This is a genomic window from uncultured Campylobacter sp. (assembly GCF_937997535.1).
Classification (GTDB): Bacteria; Campylobacterota; Campylobacteria; order Campylobacterales; family Campylobacteraceae; genus Campylobacter_B.
The window spans coordinates 1-15,615 of the sequence record NZ_CALKTT010000025.1 but is presented as its reverse complement, the minus strand read 5'-3'; the positions used below and the strand labels follow the sequence as shown (position 1 = coordinate 15,615).

20 protein-coding genes are annotated in these 15,615 nt (G+C 43.0%); 6 read left to right on the top strand and 14 right to left on the bottom strand.

Annotated elements, in window-relative coordinates:
• Positions 1-42: 42 nt before the first annotated feature.
• From Q0117_RS02695 to Q0117_RS02685, 3 genes are read right to left on the bottom strand one after another with little or no spacing between them, the layout of a single operon-like run.
• Positions 43-543 carry a GyrI-like domain-containing protein gene (locus tag Q0117_RS02695; protein WP_297922182.1) on the bottom strand — a complete coding sequence of 167 codons (501 nt, stop codon included), beginning with the start codon at positions 541-543 and terminating at the stop codon, positions 43-45.
• A gap of 3 nt (positions 544-546) precedes the next feature.
• Positions 547-1,047, bottom strand: a complete 501-nt coding sequence (gene purE, locus Q0117_RS02690; RefSeq protein WP_297922178.1) for a 5-(carboxyamino)imidazole ribonucleotide mutase — start codon at positions 1,045-1,047, stop codon at positions 547-549.
• Entirely contained in the window at positions 1,044-2,306 is a 1,263-nt protein-coding gene (locus tag Q0117_RS02685; RefSeq protein ID WP_297922175.1) for a peptidase U32 family protein, read from the bottom strand. Before Q0117_RS02685 ends, purE begins: the two co-directional genes overlap by 4 nt.
• Before the next feature lie 70 nt (positions 2,307-2,376).
• Here Q0117_RS02685 and Q0117_RS02680 point away from each other — a divergent pair, with 70 nt between their 5' ends.
• From Q0117_RS02680 to Q0117_RS02655, 6 genes are all read left to right on the top strand, one after another.
• Positions 2,377-3,165 (top strand): histidinol-phosphatase, encoded by a 789-nt coding sequence (locus Q0117_RS02680; RefSeq protein ID WP_297922172.1) that lies wholly within the window; start codon positions 2,377-2,379, stop codon positions 3,163-3,165.
• 196 nt (positions 3,166-3,361) lie between these two features.
• Positions 3,362-4,789 carry a type I glutamate--ammonia ligase gene (glnA, locus tag Q0117_RS02675; RefSeq protein WP_297922169.1) on the top strand — a complete coding sequence of 476 codons (1,428 nt, stop codon included), beginning with the start codon at positions 3,362-3,364 and terminating at the stop codon, positions 4,787-4,789.
• Positions 4,790-4,918: 129 nt separating this feature from the next.
• Entirely contained in the window at positions 4,919-6,172 is a 1,254-nt protein-coding gene (locus tag Q0117_RS02670; RefSeq protein ID WP_297922166.1) for a ComEC/Rec2 family competence protein, read from the top strand.
• A 79-nt stretch (positions 6,173-6,251) separates the two neighbouring features.
• The gene (locus Q0117_RS02665; RefSeq protein WP_297922162.1) at positions 6,252-6,542 is read left to right on the top strand and encodes a YciI family protein; all 291 of its coding nucleotides are present in this window, start codon (positions 6,252-6,254) and stop codon (positions 6,540-6,542) included.
• 169 nt (positions 6,543-6,711) lie between these two features.
• Complete coding sequence (locus Q0117_RS02660; protein ID WP_297922158.1) at positions 6,712-7,485, top strand: GNAT family N-acetyltransferase; 774 nt, start codon at positions 6,712-6,714, stop codon at positions 7,483-7,485.
• Positions 7,486-7,500: 15 nt separating this feature from the next.
• Complete coding sequence (locus Q0117_RS02655) at positions 7,501-8,388, top strand: hypothetical protein (RefSeq protein ID WP_297922155.1); 888 nt, start codon at positions 7,501-7,503, stop codon at positions 8,386-8,388.
• 254 nt (positions 8,389-8,642) lie between these two features.
• Here the strand turns inward: Q0117_RS02655 and Q0117_RS02650 are convergent, their stop codons facing one another.
• The 11 genes from Q0117_RS02650 to Q0117_RS02600 form a co-directional block, all read right to left on the bottom strand.
• Positions 8,643-8,861 carry a hypothetical protein gene (locus Q0117_RS02650; protein ID WP_297922152.1) on the bottom strand — a complete coding sequence of 73 codons (219 nt, stop codon included), beginning with the start codon at positions 8,859-8,861 and terminating at the stop codon, positions 8,643-8,645.
• Positions 8,862-9,125: 264 nt separating this feature from the next.
• Complete coding sequence (locus Q0117_RS02645) at positions 9,126-9,398, bottom strand: colicin immunity domain-containing protein (RefSeq protein ID WP_297922149.1); 273 nt, start codon at positions 9,396-9,398, stop codon at positions 9,126-9,128.
• Positions 9,399-9,422: 24 nt separating this feature from the next.
• Positions 9,423-9,695 (bottom strand): hypothetical protein, encoded by a 273-nt coding sequence (locus Q0117_RS02640; protein ID WP_297922146.1) that lies wholly within the window; start codon positions 9,693-9,695, stop codon positions 9,423-9,425.
• Positions 9,696-9,741: 46 nt separating this feature from the next.
• Complete coding sequence (locus tag Q0117_RS02635) at positions 9,742-10,221, bottom strand: hypothetical protein (RefSeq protein WP_297922143.1); 480 nt, start codon at positions 10,219-10,221, stop codon at positions 9,742-9,744.
• 161 nt (positions 10,222-10,382) lie between these two features.
• Positions 10,383-10,736, bottom strand: coding sequence for a hypothetical protein (locus Q0117_RS02630; protein ID WP_297922141.1), 354 nt, complete (start codon positions 10,734-10,736; stop codon positions 10,383-10,385).
• A 25-nt stretch (positions 10,737-10,761) separates the two neighbouring features.
• Positions 10,762-11,373 carry a hypothetical protein gene (locus Q0117_RS02625; RefSeq protein WP_297922138.1) on the bottom strand — a complete coding sequence of 204 codons (612 nt, stop codon included), beginning with the start codon at positions 11,371-11,373 and terminating at the stop codon, positions 10,762-10,764.
• A gap of 31 nt (positions 11,374-11,404) precedes the next feature.
• Complete coding sequence (locus tag Q0117_RS02620) at positions 11,405-11,743, bottom strand: hypothetical protein (protein WP_297922135.1); 339 nt, start codon at positions 11,741-11,743, stop codon at positions 11,405-11,407.
• A complete protein-coding gene (locus tag Q0117_RS02615) occupies positions 11,736-12,215 on the bottom strand; it encodes an Imm41 family immunity protein (RefSeq protein ID WP_297922132.1) in 480 nt (159 codons plus the stop codon). Before Q0117_RS02615 ends, Q0117_RS02620 begins: the two co-directional genes overlap by 8 nt.
• Positions 12,216-12,219: 4 nt before the next feature.
• On the bottom strand, positions 12,220-12,606 hold the full coding sequence (locus Q0117_RS02610; RefSeq protein WP_297922130.1) for an Imm41 family immunity protein: 387 nt from the start codon (positions 12,604-12,606) through the stop codon (positions 12,220-12,222).
• A 131-nt stretch (positions 12,607-12,737) separates the two neighbouring features.
• Positions 12,738-13,016, bottom strand: a complete 279-nt coding sequence (locus tag Q0117_RS02605; RefSeq protein WP_297922128.1) for a hypothetical protein — start codon at positions 13,014-13,016, stop codon at positions 12,738-12,740.
• An 8-nt stretch (positions 13,017-13,024) separates the two neighbouring features.
• Entirely contained in the window at positions 13,025-13,486 is a 462-nt protein-coding gene (locus tag Q0117_RS02600) for a hypothetical protein (protein ID WP_297922126.1), read from the bottom strand.
• Between the last annotated feature and the right edge of the window lie 2,129 nt (positions 13,487-15,615).

Below are 15,615 nucleotides of genomic sequence, written 5' to 3'. Positions count from 1 at the left end.
AGTAGTTTTGAAGCGTCAAAATAATCTGTGAAAACGTCATTTTTATCCTTTTATCGATATGTAAATTTCAATTTTATCTTCCAAGTGCTTTTCAAAGTCCGTTTTAAAGGCTCTTTGCAGCTTCGAGCTTTCAAAAAATTTCCAAATTTCAGCCCAGTATTCGCCCGCCCTCGTAGGCTCATTCGCAAAATCAAAAACCGCGTAATCGCCCGCTTCGATACGTAATTTATCGCAGGTTTCATCGTGCTCATTTTTACAGCACTGATTTGCGGATTTGCAAGCTTCGTCGTGGCTTTCTTTATGGTGCTGTTCCTTCGAGCAAGTACCTATTAGCACGGAGTATTCGCCCTGTGCGCCGTTTTCGTAGTCGTAATATGCGGCGTAAATTTCACTTTTCGCAGCGCTGCTTCTGCTAGCGTTAAATTTTAAAAACTCGCCCCACAAATTTGCGATCGCCCCTCGCCCGCTAATCTCATCCGCGTTATTCGTGCGAGCCTTTAGCCCGCAAATTTCAAAGCTCTCGCGCAATTTTAAAATTTTCAAAGCCTAGCCCTCAAGCAGCACTTCAATCTGCTCGGAGTCCTTTTTTAGCGCCTCCGCTTTTGCGGCGCGATCCGCCTTTAGCTTCGAGCTTAGCACCTCGTCGCTTAAAGCTAAAATTTGCATCGCCAGATACGCCGCGTTTTTTGCACCCGCCTTGCCGATCGCAAGCGTCGCGACGGGGATACCCGCAGGCATCTGCACGGTCGAATACAGCGCATCTACGCCGCTAAGCGCGCTGCCGCCGAGCGGGACGCCGAGCACCGGCTTGGTCGTATTCGCAGCGACCGCGCCCGCAAGATGCGCCGCCATGCCCGCCGCGCAGATGAAAACCTGCGCACCCTTTTTCTCGGCGTCCGCGACATATTTTGCCGTGCGGGCGGGGCTTCGGTGCGCCGAAGATACGATCATCTCGTACGCTACGCCGAATTCGTTTAAAATTTTAGCCGCCTCGTAAACGACCTCGTAATCGCTCTTTGAGCCCATTATTATAGAAACAAATTTCATTCTATCTCCTTTCTTAAAAAGCAAAACTCTGCGAGCTTCGCAGGCAGTTTAATCTCATTCAGATTGCCGCTGTGAATCTCGCTAAATTCCTTACCGCTGCGGCTCTGCAACTTCTTAAATTTTAAATAGACCTTGCCGTCAAGCTCGTAAATTTCGCCGATCTCATTATCGCAAGCGCAAATTTCAAAGCCGCGCGGAGCGAAAATTTCATACGCTTCGCCGGGCAAAATTTTATCCTTGACGCTTATAAACTCGCCGTCTTGCGAGATAGCGCAGACCTGATGCGTGCCAAGCTCGATGCTGCGGTCTAAATTTTGCGTATCCTCTCGCTCGTATGGGCGCTTTATCAAATATCCGTCGCTAAAGCCGCGGTTTTTAAGCGTCGCGATCTCGCGCTCGTAAACGCCGGCCTCAAATTTATCGCCCGCGGCATCGTCGATCGCCGCGCGGTAGGCATTTGTAGCGCACGCGACGTAGTATTCGCTCTTAGTGCGCCCTTCGATTTTGAAGCTGTCGATCGCGCCCGTTTGCATGATCTTTTGCACGTGCGAAATGAGGCTAAGATCCTTCGCGTTCATTACGAAAGTGCCCTCCCCTTCGCGCTCTTGCAAGCGGAAAAGCGCGCTGGTTTCGGGATTTTTCGCGTAAAGCTCGTAGTTAAATCTACAGTCGTTCGCGCAGCTTCCGCGGTTGCTGAAGCGTCCGCTTTGCACCGCGCTAACAAGACAGCGCCCGCTGTATGCGAAACACATCGAGCCGTGCACGAAAATTTCGATCTCGAGGTTTGGAATTTTATCTTTAATCTCCACGGCGTCTTTGAGCGTCATCTCCCGCGCCGCGACGATGCGAACGGCGCCCAGCTCCGCCCAAACCTGCGCATCCAGATAATTTAGCACGTTAGCTTGGGTAGAGACGTGGATCGGGATTTCGGGAGCTACGGCTCGCGCGAGGCTTGCGACGCCCAAAGTGGCGATTAAAATTCCATCCACGCGCAGATCGCGAAGAAATTCCAAATGCCTTTCGATGTTTCCTAGCTGGCCGTTGGTCGCAAAGCCGTTTACGGTCGCGTAGAGCTTCTTGCCGCGCTCGTGCGCGTACGCGACGCCCTGCGCGAAGCTTTCCTTGCTAAATTCCTTCGCGCTTCGCTGGCGCAGCGAAAATGAGCCGGTGCTTGCATACACGGCGTCCGCGCCGTAAGCCAGGGCGATTTTTAGTTTCGTTAAATTCCCAGCAGGAGCTAAGAGTTCGGGTTTTTTCAAATATATTCCTAGTGATTTTTTAAGCGCGATTTTACTACAATTTAGCCAAAATTTTATTTAAGGAGACGCGATGAGGGTCGATCTGCACAACCACACCTATCTTTGCAACCACGCTAACGGCGAGTCGCGACAGTATTTGGAAGCGGCGATCGCACGAGGCATAGAAATTTTCGGCTTTGCGGATCACGCGCCGATGAACTTCGATCAAAAATACCGAATGAGCTTCGAGCAGATGGAGCTTTACGAGCGGATGATTAGGGATCTGCGAGATGAGTTTAGCGGGCGGATCGACGTACGGCTGGGATACGAGGTCGATTTTATGACGAAAAGAGAGCTAATGGATGAGCGGATTTTCGCACGCGAGGTTGATTACCTCATCGGTTCGGTGCATTTTTTAAACAACTGGGGCTTTGATAATGAGGAATTTTTAGATCAGTGGAGCGGACGCGAGATAGACGACATTTATCGCGAATACTTTGCGCTGATCTGCGCGCTGTGCAAAAGCGGCAAATTCGACATTTTAGGGCACATGGATCTGATTAAAATTTTTAAATTTACTCCGAAAAAAGATATTAGGGTTTTGGCGGGCGGCGCGATAAACGCGATCAAAAAAAGCGGCATCGTCGTGGAGCTAAACTCCGCGGGGCTTCGCAAGCCCACAAATGAAATTTATCCAAGCGACGCGCTTTTAGAGGTGCTTGCGGATGCGGACGTGCCGATCACGCTTAGCTCGGACGCGCACTCGGTAGCTCAAGTGGCGCTAAACTACGATAAAATTTATGCCAAAGCGCGCGAGTTCGGCTACGATAAGATCGCCGTTTTCAAAAACCGCGAGCGTGAGTTTGTAAATCTGGCGTAAATTTAACGGCAGCCGCTCTCTGCTAAATTTAAAAGGCGCTGGCGGCGCAAATTTTAAAATTTCAAAAGCTTCAGTGGCGTGAAATTTTAAAAATCGCACCGCGCAAAACGGCGCAGATAAAGTCGAATTTCAACTAAATAATGTTAAAATCCGCCGTTAAATTTAGCCCGAATACGGGCGGAAAAAAGGAAAAAATATGGGAAAATTTGTTAATGACGTGAAGGAATTTTTTAAATTTTGCGATGAAAATGAGGTCGAGTTCGTCGATTTTCGATTTACCGATCTAAAAGGCACCTGGCACCACGTCGCTTACAACTACAAGCGCTTGCCGAAGGACTTCGCCGACGGAATTCCATTCGACGCGAGCTCGGTAGCGGCGTGGCAGCCGATCGATAAATCCGATATGATGCTAAAGCCCGACGTGCAAACGGCGTTTTTGGATCCATTCACCGCTGACGTGACGATCATCGTCATCTGCGACGTTTACGACATCTACAAAAACGAGCTTTACGAAAAATGCCCGCGCTCGATAGCCAAAAAAGCCGAGCAATTTCTGCAAACCACTGGCCTTGGAGATACCTGCTACTTCGGGCCGGAGAATGAATTTTTCGTTTTCGACGACGTAAAGATCATCGACGATATGAACTGCGCGATGTTTAAGGTAGATACCGAAGAGGGGCATTGGAATAGCGGCAAAAACTACAAAGACGGCTTTAATAGCGGCCATCGCCCGGGCGTAAAGGGCGGCTACTTCCCCGTCCAGCCCGTCGATTCGATGGTTGATCTGCGCGCCGAGATGCTAAAGGTACTTGAGCAGATCGGGCTTGAGACCTTCATCTGCCACCACGAAGTAGCGCAAGGACAGGGCGAGATCGGCGTCAAATACGGCACTCTCGTCGAGGCCGCCGACAACGTGCAAAAATACAAATATGTCGTAAAGATGGTTGCGCACCTAAACGGCAAGACCGCGACCTTTATGCCAAAGCCGCTCTACGGCGACAACGGCAGCGGAATGCACGTGCACCAATCGATCTGGAAAAATGGCAAAAACACCTTTTACAAAAAGGGCAACTACGCAAATTTAAGCGACGCGGCGAGATGGTATATCGGCGGCGTGCTAAAGCATGCACGCAGCATCGCGGCGTTTACGAACCCGAGCACCAACAGCTATAAGCGCCTAATCCCGGGCTTCGAGGCGCCGTCCATTCTAACTTATTCGAGCCAAAACCGCTCCGCTTCGATCCGTATCCCTTACGGCAGCGGCGAGCACTCGGTGCGCGCAGAGATGCGCTTCCCAGATAGCACCGCGTGCCCGTATTTGGCGTTTGCAGCGATGCTGATGGCGGGAATCGACGGTATCAAAAACAAAACCGAGCCAGTCGGGCCGATGGATGAAAATTTATTCAAGCTGCACCTGGATGAGATCCGCGAGCGCGGCATCGAACAGCTTCCGCACACGCTTCGCGGCAGCCTGGAGGCGGTGATCCGCGACAACGAGTATCTGCGCCCGATAATGAGCGAGCTTTTTATCGAGACCTATCAGCATTTCAAATTTGAAACGCAGGTTTGGCCTTACGAGGCGCGCCCTACGCCGTTTGAGTTTGCGACGAATTATTCGTGCTAAGGCTAAATTTTATGCCGCGCCGCCGATCTTTTGCGAGGCGGAGCGGCATAAAGCTTTTGAATTTTAAAATTTCGCCGCGCGCGAGCTTTTAAAATTCTGTCGCGCGAACTGCGAACTTAGAAACCGTCCGTGAAGCTTCAACTCTTTTACCGCAAACGTGAAATTTTATACTTTTTGCTCATTTTGCTTGGAATTTTATCGCTAAACTTAGGTCTAAAATTTTATGAATTCAAAGAATTCCGCGCGAAAAACTACGCCTTTTACGACGCGCAAATTCTAAACGCCTACGCCAAAACCAACGAGCGCGGCCGCACCTACACGGTGCTAAAGCTCAAAACGACGGATTTCACCCTCTACACGACTGCCGGGCTCGGGCGGGAATTTCACCGCTTCGCGCGCGTAAATATCGGCATCGTAACCAAAAACGTAAAATTTTTAGATTTTTTAAAGCAGCGCTTTTACGCGCCAAGCTTTAAAATCGGAGACGAGACCGCGCCCTCTGGGGCGAAATGGCGCGCGATAAGCTTCGTTCGCGCTCAGCACGAAGATGAGATGACGGCGGATCTTTACTCCGCGCTGTATTTTGCGACCGAAATTTCAAAACCGCTGCGCGCCAGCGTGACGAACTGGGGCATAGCGCACATTATTTCGATCAGCGGCTTTCATCTGGGCATTATCTTTAGCACCGTCTTTCTGCTCGCGATGCCGATCTACCGCTATTTTCAGGATCGCTACTTTCCGTACCGCAGCGCGAGGCGCGATCTTAGCGTCTTTGTGATCGTGCTTATGAGCGGATATCTCTTCGTGCTTGATTTTACGCCGAGCTTTCTGCGCTCGCTTGCGATGTGTTGCGTGGGGTTTTACCTAGTGATGCGAAATTTCTACGTACTTAAATTTACGAACCTTTTTCTCACCATCGCGCTTCTGCTCGCGTTTTTCCCAAACCTAGCCTTTTCGATCGGATTTTATTTCTCCTGTCTGGGCGTACTGTATATTTTCCTCTATCTGCACCACTTCGCGCCTAAATTTAAGCTCTGGCAGAACGTCATACTTTTCAATCTCTACGTTTGGCTCAGCATGAACGCGGCGGTCTATTATTTCTTCCCGACCGCTTCGCTGCAGCAGCTTAGCGTCATGCCGCTGGGATACGTGTTCGTGATCTTTTATCCGCTAAGCATATTTTTGCATCTATTCGGGCTCGGCGGCGCGCTCGATACGCCGCTACTTGCGTTTTTAAACTTTGCTCTGCCGAGCTTTCAGGCGCAAATTCCGCCGCTTCTTTTCGCGCTCGCAAACATCTGCGCGCTTGCTGCGATAAAGCTTCGCTACGCAGCACTCGGTTGCGCGATAATCGGAATTTCGCCGATATTTTTTATAACGTAGCGCGCGAAAATTCCAGCGGGAATTTTATCCGTTAGAATTTTATGCTAAAATCGCGCTTCAAATCTCACAAAGGATCAAAATGTTTATTGCAAACCTCACCTATGTCAAGGATGCAAGCGAAGCGGACCGCTTTATCAACGAGCACAACGCGTTTTTGGATAAATTCTTCGCGACCGATAAATTTATCTGCTCGGGGCGCAAAGTCCCTCGCACCGGCGGCATCATCTTAATCAACGCCAAAGACCGCGCGGAGCTTGATGAGATCATCGCGCAAGATCCGTTCTTTCAAAACGGCGTCGCAAAATACGAGATCATAGAATTTACGCCGACGAAATTTGCGCCCGAGTTTTGGAGACTTTTCGGCGAATAAACGGCGCGGGTTAAATTTTAAAATTTACGCGCTCAAACACCCCTCTGAAATTTAGCCGTTTTGCGCGCGAGATAAAATTCCCGCTAAATTTAAAAGCCGGTCGCGGCGGTAAATTTAGATAAGCTTAAAACCGAAATTATACAAAACGGCTAAATTTAAAGGAGATTTTATGCAGGTAAAACTGCGGCTCGCAACGCCGCAAGATGCGGAGGCGCTGCTTGAAATTTACGCGCCTTACGTAAAGCAAACGGCGATCAGCTTCGAATACGACGTGCCCGGCGCCGCGGAATTTGCGGGGCGCATCGAGCAAACGCTGCAAAGATACCCCTATCTGCTCGCTTACGTAAGCGACGAGGCGACATTTGCGAACAATGAACGAGATGAAAATTTTAAAATTTCTGCGAGCGCAGCGGGCGCAGAGAGTGAAATTTCGCGTGCAGATAAGGAGCAAAACTACGCAAATATCGCCGCGAAACAAAATGGCGCAAATTTAATCGTCGCGGCAAAACAAAGCGGCGTAAATTTAAAACCGGGCCAAATCCTCGGCTACGCATACGCTTCGGCTTTCAAAGAGCGCGCGGCATACGATTGGTCGGCGGAGAGCTCGGTTTATGTATCGCAAAACGTGCGCACTTTTGGTATCGGCAGGCTATTCTACGAAGCGCTACAGCGCGCACTCAAGGCTCAAAATATCGTAGATATGAACGCTAGCATCGCTTGCGGAGATGACGAATATCTAAACGACGCGAGCGTGCGATTTCACGAGCGCATGGTCTTTCGCTTCGTCGGAAGATTTCAGCGCTGCGCCTATAAATTCGGTCGCTGGTACGATATGGCATGGATGCAAAAGCCGATCGGCGAGCATCTGCAAAATCAGCCTGCGATGAGGCCTTTCGCGCGCTTCAGAGATGAAATTTGCGCGAGCGCGGGCATTGAAATTTAATTTAAAGGAAAAACTTTGACCCATTTTATCATAGACGACGAAAATATCGACGTCGATAATATCTTTGACGTCGTAAATCTCAAAGATGGCGACGAGCTAAATATCGTCTCCAACACCGCCAAAAAGATCGGCGCCTTGACCCTTGCACGCCTATCCAAGATGGGCGTTAGCATAGGCGAGGTTTTTACGATCGGCAAGCAAAGAAAGGACTTCGCCGATAAGATCATCGTGTTTTTGATGGGCAAGCTCTGCGGGCAGGAGGGCAAGATCGGCATCGTCAGCAACGATAAATTTTACGACGACGTGATAGAATTTTTTAACAATCTAAACTACCGCAAAAATCCGAAATTTGAAAAGATCAGCCTAACCTCGCATGCCGTAGGAGCAGGCGCGAAGCAAGGCAAAGCAAGCGGCGCAGCGGAGAAAAAAGCCCAAAAAGCGGAGCCGAAGGCTACAAAGCAGGAGCCAAAAACTACGAAATGTGAGCCAAAGACCCAAAAGCAAGGGGCAAAAACCGCGAAGCAGGAGCCGAAGGCCGCGCAACAGGAACAAAAGGCTGCAAATTCTAAAATCGCCAAAGCAGACCTCGCCGCAGCGGAGGCGCTGATCCCGCAGTGCGTGAGCCTGCAAGCCCTTTACGGCGCGTGCGTCGCAAAGCTCGGCAGAGCCAAGGGCTGCGAGGCCTACCGCGAGATCAAGGACGGCGCGCAGACGCGATACGCGAGCATCGCCTACGATAGCGACCTAAAAGACGGCGCCGTAAGGCGAAACGCGATCAAGCTCTACCGCGAAAGCGGCGGCGATATGGCGGAATTTCACAACAAACTGACGAGCGAATACAAACACGCGGGTCCTGAAATTTACAAGGAATTTAAAGAAAAACTTGTCGGAAAGATGATCTAGGCGCTTAGGGCGCAAAGATTTAAGGCGCAGCGATAGAGCACATCGCGACGTAGCGGCTAGCGCGGCCCGGTGGCGTTAGATGCGTCGTTTAGGCGCGTGGTATGATGCAACGCAACCAAAATGAAAATATTCGCTTGTGCGGAGCCGGTTTTATTTTCGCTGTATACAACCAAGCAAAGCCCAGGCGCTTAGGTATAGTAGCAGAGTAAAGACATATAGGATAAATTTTTCATTCTACTAAGTCTAATCCGAGTCTAATCATAATTAAAGCTATATGGTTTGTAGCCGAAAATATGCAAGGTCTTCAAAGCGAGCTCCCTGACCTCTATCCATGATTTATTCTGATATACTAGATAGTCATAAGTATCTCCCTCTAGCAAGCTTTGATCTTTAAAGTATCTATCTATGAGCTCCATAAGCTCTCTTAACGCATCCCTCTCGTATGGCAGGAAGCAAAATTCGAATTGCTCCAATAAAGCATTCTTGCAATTATCATATAACAAATCTATCATCTCCACGGGGTCTTCATAAGATTTAGCCGTGGCATGCACTAGATATTTATCCTGATGTTCCAAAGAAGCCATTCGAGTTAAATGGAACATAAGATCACCCTTTTTAAATATCTCTTTTCCGTCAATTTGCATTTGGATTTCCTTTTATTGGGATGTGGGTTTTGCCCGCATTATATCGTAATATATTTTTAAAATTCTCGCAAAAATTATCATTTTATAAAACTACTATTTTAAAAGCGTAATTTGTTTTAAAGCCTTTTTCGCGCACTCCCTTAGATCCTCTTCACTTAATGAATCGCCTACCGTATCATCACCCCTCAACTCTTCGTCTGGTTCGAATTCATCGATGTCAGTAAGAAGTCTATTAAGCGGCTCATAATATTCATCGGGAAAATTTTTATCATTCATAAATTTATCCCAATATATCTTTTCAAATTCAAATACGTCGATTCTGTTTTGCAAAAAATCCTCTATTATTTTTATATATTCCTCTATCACAATGGACCCCTTTCAAGTATATTTTTAATCGCCCGCCGCTCTAATGTTTAGAACCGGCCATGAATCACTACCTATATTCACGCCTTCGCATAAATTTTTTATAATCGTTAAGTCGTTAGAAGAAATTTTTATATCATATTCATACATTTGAACTAAAAAATCTTCCAGTGCTATACCATATTCGCCGGCTTTAACCAGCTCTTCCAAATAAATTACAAAGTCGCGCCGACCGACTCCGGTAAATTCATCTTCGTAATTACGGAATAAATTTAAAAATATCGGATCGCTGTATCTCATTCGCCACTTTCCTTAAATTTATTTCTCGTAGCCGCTTCATAATCTTCTAGCTTCGAATTTCTATTTGAATATCAAGCAAGTCATCGCGATCTGGGTATTTGGCGGTCTCCGAGAGCGTACATTGTATCACGTCTAGTAACTGCTCAGCCAAATCACCGTATTTTTTCTTAAATGCATCAAAATGTAAGAAAATTAGCTTTAAATCGTCTCGAACACCTTGCTTATTTTTTAACCCATATCTCGAGTTTTCTTCTTTTTCTTCGATGTATTCGCTATAGCTTTCCCATTCGTCCTTATCTTCATATTGTTCCCATTCTTCCTCGCTGTAGTCTTTCCATTCTTTAAATCGTAGAAACCAAAAGAAGTCCGCGAATGCATCAGGGCCGATACGCAGCGGCAAGGCTAACTTTTCAGATAGATAGGAGTATAACTTATGCTCTATTTCTTTGGGGCAATAATCATGCCACTCATCAATATATCTTCTGTCTTTTTGTAACTCGTCAAAGTCAATCACTACTTCCGTCATTTTTTCCCTACTCTTTAATCCTGTCTCAAAGAAATTTCTGACCACTTTACGGCGCGGCGTGATATTTCATAAATTTTAACACCGAAAGCGTTTTTAAAATATCGTTACTTTTACCCTATAATTGTATGTAAATTTAATACTACAAATTCATAAGGCTAAAATTAAAATTGCTTGAAAATACTATCGTCGATATCGCTTACATTATAACCCATGAAATTTAAAAAATCTTTCGCTTCTTCACGTAGTTTTTCCCAAAGAGGCGTTTTATATATATCTTCATTGGGAAGACTTTTTATCTTATCTCTCATTGCTTCACATCGTTCTAATTCATCTTGCGTAAATTCTTCCTTAAATGATTGCGCCTCTATGCAGGCACTACTTAGGTCCTCTAGCAATTCTTCCGGCGATGTATATACATCGGCATCTGCATCGGCATTATCAATATACTTTGTTTGAAATTCAATTGACGCTAAAGCAAAAAGTGATTGCAAAAGCGCTTTTCTTCCTCTCGCCATTTTATTCTCCTAAATTTTATTACTTTTATATTCCGTACCACTTAGTTACATTTCCTTCTTCATCGATATCGACCTCTATGTGTTCGTACTTGTTGCAGAGGCTCGGAATTAAAATTTCATTATAATATCTTTTGCCGCATTCTGTGATAAACATATACATATTATGATGGCACCACCGATTCGGCTCCTCCCAAAAGGCGCAGTCTGCGTAAGTATAATTTTTTAGAGGTTCGTATGAGCGGGCTATAAATTTATCTAAATTATAAAAGAAATTTTCTCTTAAAATTTTCCATTCTTCAAATTTTTTCATATTTGAATTTATATTAGCGCTATTTTTATATTTTATGTCGGTATCTATGAAATTATTTAGATAAAACTGCCCAAATAGCATTATTAAAATATCTTTTACATTCTCATCGCATAAACTAAAATTATGAATTAATGTGCTAGCGATAGAATCGGTCTCATAGACTTCGGTGCTTTTCATTAGGCTAAACGCCTCAAGCTCATAAAAATCCAGTGGTCTTTTCCCGCTTGCGGATTGAAAATCTTTAAAAATCTTAAACCTAAAATCTTCCGCTTCGCTAAAGAAATAGACATACGGGCTTAAATTTAGATCGAGCGCTTTTATTCTCATTTTATACCGTCCAAACTATTGTTTTCGTATTTTAGCATTGTTTCGCGTAATAAGCTCTTCCCCGCTCTGTTTCTGTTACACAAAAATATGTGCTATTTATATCGACTGGCTCATAATTTTTATAATCTCTTAAAATATTTAAAATTTTAGACTTATCACATATCTCTTTCATTTCTGTATCATAACCCCAGTTTGAACTAAACAATCTTATATAACCTTGCTCGTATAAAAACAATAAAATTTCTTTCGCCACTTTAAGCGAATTGGCAACGTTAATAGAATTTAATTCCCAAACGATCTCCCATAAAGAGATATAATCGCCATCTTCGACTATTCCCGATAAAATAGTTAAAATCGTCTTTTTATTCATTTAAAACCGCATTTCCTTTTAATGGAATTTTAACTACCGCACCGTCTTTGCTATTTTTAGCACAAGACTCCAGCGTACAATTTTCATAGAAAAATTTGATTTTATAAAAATTTTCATCTCCCGATGCAACCGCCAATAATAGGCTTTTTATACGGCGAAATCTATCGAAAATATTCGGCTTTGTATCTTCTTGATATTTATACGTTTTAAAACATTCGCTTTTTGCGTCTATATCTACGTCGCGCCAACTTCCGTTTAGAAATATATCATTAGAGATAGAAATAATGCCTTGCATTATTTCTGGGTCCAACTCTTTGTTTTTATAATGCCGCAAAATCTTTTTTAAATCGGTTTCTAATTTCCAATATTCATCATCGGACCATAGATTATTATCCAAAATCATACCTATAAAGGAATTTGCATCATATCTATCATCAAATGCGGTATTTCTATAAAAATTTACAAGATTCATTGCATCAATCCTTTGGAGCATACCAAAAACCGCTATTGCTAAGCTTTTCTTTGAATACGATGCTGTTGCACAGAACCTTTAATCTTTCAAATCTATCATATATGCTAGGCACTACGCCGTCGCTGTTTTTCGCACACAACATATTACTTACATAAATTTCCGATTTGTCCTCCACGCCGATAACATCATTAAATATCGCTAGTATTGCGATGAAAATTTCTCTTGGAAGCGTTTTTTTATGATAAAAGCTCAAAATCTGCATTAAAGTTTTATCTAACTCCCAATAGTCGCAATCCGACCAGGTTCTTTGATATATAAATTTCCCGACAAACGAATTGATGCTGAATTTATCAGAATTCGTTGAATTCTGGCATAAAAGTTCTAACTCCATTAATCACCGTCCTTTTTTCATTCTTTATTAAACATTTAGCCATCTTTATGACAAATTTATATTTATAAAAATTGATTATTTTCTGCTCGGTAACTCTTTAGATAAAATTTTTGAATCGGGATATAATTTTTTTAAAATTCTATCTCTTCTTGATCTAGCTCATCTAAAACCTCTTCTGTCGGTCTTTCGCTTAAAATTTTTCCATAAACCAAACTCAATCGCTTATATGCGCGCGGGTTACCGTTCTTTTCAAATTGCCTTATTATAGCAATTCTGCACTCTTTTGTTATTTCGGTATCGCCCATAAAAAGATCTTTTATACCGCAAGAGGCGCTTTGTTCTTTATATAGATAAAATATCCACGCAAATAATATTATAGCGGCGGCAATAAAGTAAATTTTATTTTTCATGAAATCTCTTATTCTTTCGGCTTTCTATCCGCGTAATATAGATGTATGACTTCATCCATGTTAATCTCTTTTTCCTTTCCGATCCGCTCGGTACACAATGTGAAATTTCCCTCTTTCAAAACGCACTTTTTTAATAAACCAACTATAAAGTCGTTATTCGTGCATAGATCTAAATTTCCAGAATGAAATTTTTTAATAAAATTTAGCTCTTCTTTGTCTAATTCTTGCTGCGCCTTTTTATCTACACAATATCTATCTAAAAAATATCGCTCATAAAAATAAAAAAGTCGCCTATGCGCCCCGCTGTTGCCATTATTAGCCCGTCGTATCAATTTTAATCTGCATTTTTGCTCCATACGATTGTAGTTTTGCCTCAACATATCGTTAATATCACAAGGTGAAAAACTTAGCACCGAAAGAATAATATAAATATAAAGAAATATACTAATTATGATGAGAAAAAATTTCATTTTATATCCTTACTTATTTTTGCTTTTTTAGATATAACCGATCAATCATAGAATTTGCGATTTAATTAGTAATAAAAGTGGTGTCCTGCGTTGAATTTGTACAACCCTCGGAATTCCCCCGAACACTCGATTACAGAATATCAGTATATAGTCTTTTAAAAAACTATATAAAAATATTTGTCGTCTCTTAAGGAAACTTTAAATAATAGGCAAAAATGAGTTAAGGAGTTTCAAGCCTTAAGAAATTTAGCTTAAGCCTTGTAGCAGCTCAAGGTTTAAAATCTTAAGGAGGCTGATTAGCACATTTTCACCAAATGCCTTAAGCGCCTATCTGTAAGATGTTTGTTCTTTAAGGCAGAGAACAAATAAAAACAGATAAAGCCTAAAGCCTTCTTCGTCCTTATGAACAAGGGGATTATATTAGAAAGATCTTAAAAGCTTCTTAGCTCAAATTTATTAATCTCTTCTCTTACTTTCATTTGCAGATAAAAAGTCTAAAGGCTTAGAGGCTTCTTTAAAAGTATAAAGGAAGCCATGCTATTTTCTTATATAGTATTAAGATAGCCAAAGGCTTTTAAAATATGGGAGAGCGATTAAAAAATGAGGGGTAGCCACCCTCAATACTTCAATCTCTCTTCTATACCTAAATGATTCAATATCTTTGCGATACTCAAGCATTCTATTAGAGTAAAGCCCAAAATATCAAAAGTAAGGCTACACATAAAATATCCTTAAAAGGGATAGGCTCAGAGGTTGCTCTATCTATGATAAAAGAGCTGCTTTGGCAGATAATATCCCCACAAGCGATAAAAATATATTAAGATCAATACTATTTATAATATAGTACTAGGCAAAAAATACTCCTGAAAGAAATAAAAGCTTATCCTACCCACTAGATATAGAAAATTCTATCTATACAATAACACCCCCTGCAAGGAATAATCGCAACGGCGGTAGCAGACGAGCAAAGCTCCGCTAGCGACGAGCGAGACAGCCCCGTAACCTTTAACGGAGGCGCTACCTCCACGCGGCTTTTCAGATAGTCCCCTTTTTAAATTTAATGCACTTAGGCAATAAATAAAACGAAGAAGAAGGCTATCTAGGGAAAAAACTCTAGGGGCAAAAGACGTTACATCTTTAGAATTTAGTTAAAACAGAAGCTTTTTAGATTAATGTGCGAAGCTATAACGCACCTCTGCGATTTTTCTTATTACCCCAAACCGCCAGCGGGGAACTAAAGATTAAGAATGCTTGACAAGCGTTTAAGCTTATCAATAAAACATTACCGATAACGTAACCCATCGAAAAACCGTAATATATAAAACTTTAAAGGCTACTTCAAAAAGCCTAAAGGCTTTTAACATATAAACATTCTTTCTCCTTAGTAAAAACGTTATAAGATATTTCAAAAATACCTTATGAAAACAATATAGCCAGAAAAGAAAAAAATGATATGAGCTGTTTTAAAAGAAGGGGGTGTTTTAATTAAACATGGGTCTAAAGGCAATGAAGGAACCTGGTAAACCTATGAAGGTTATGGAGGCAATTAAAGTAGGCCTCCTATTAGAGCTGGGGAGCAATGAAGCACAACCTACAAACCGAGTATTAAAAGATATGAAAGCTTAATATGCAATATGCAAGAAATTCCTAGTAAAAAGCGTAAGGCTAAAAAAGAATGGGAATGCTTCAGAATTTATATAATCTATCATAGCCCTATCCTCGCAAGCACTCGCCTTTAGTATCAAAAAGGCAAGCGCTCCAAAAGAAAGCAATACGCTAAGGATGAGCGCTTAGGAAAGGAGTAGTAAAGAAGTAATATGCGGGAGGGGAAAGCCAGCGCTTTTTTGAAAAGAATAAAGATAGCTTACACGCTAATCGTGGTAAGCTGTAGAATGACAAACTGCGGATAAGTTTTCGCTCTAGTCTCCTATCTTGCCGTCTTTCCGCTTATCCGGAAATTTCTAAAACACATAGGCACATAGACTTAAAGGCGCTATCCATAGTAGGAATGTGCCTTTGGTTTTTCACTTCATTCTTAAAATTTAAACCCCAACCCCTTTAAATAACCTAGCCACCATGTTAGAACCCTACGCGTATTCTCAACGTTCGTAGCTTTGTTATAAATCTTT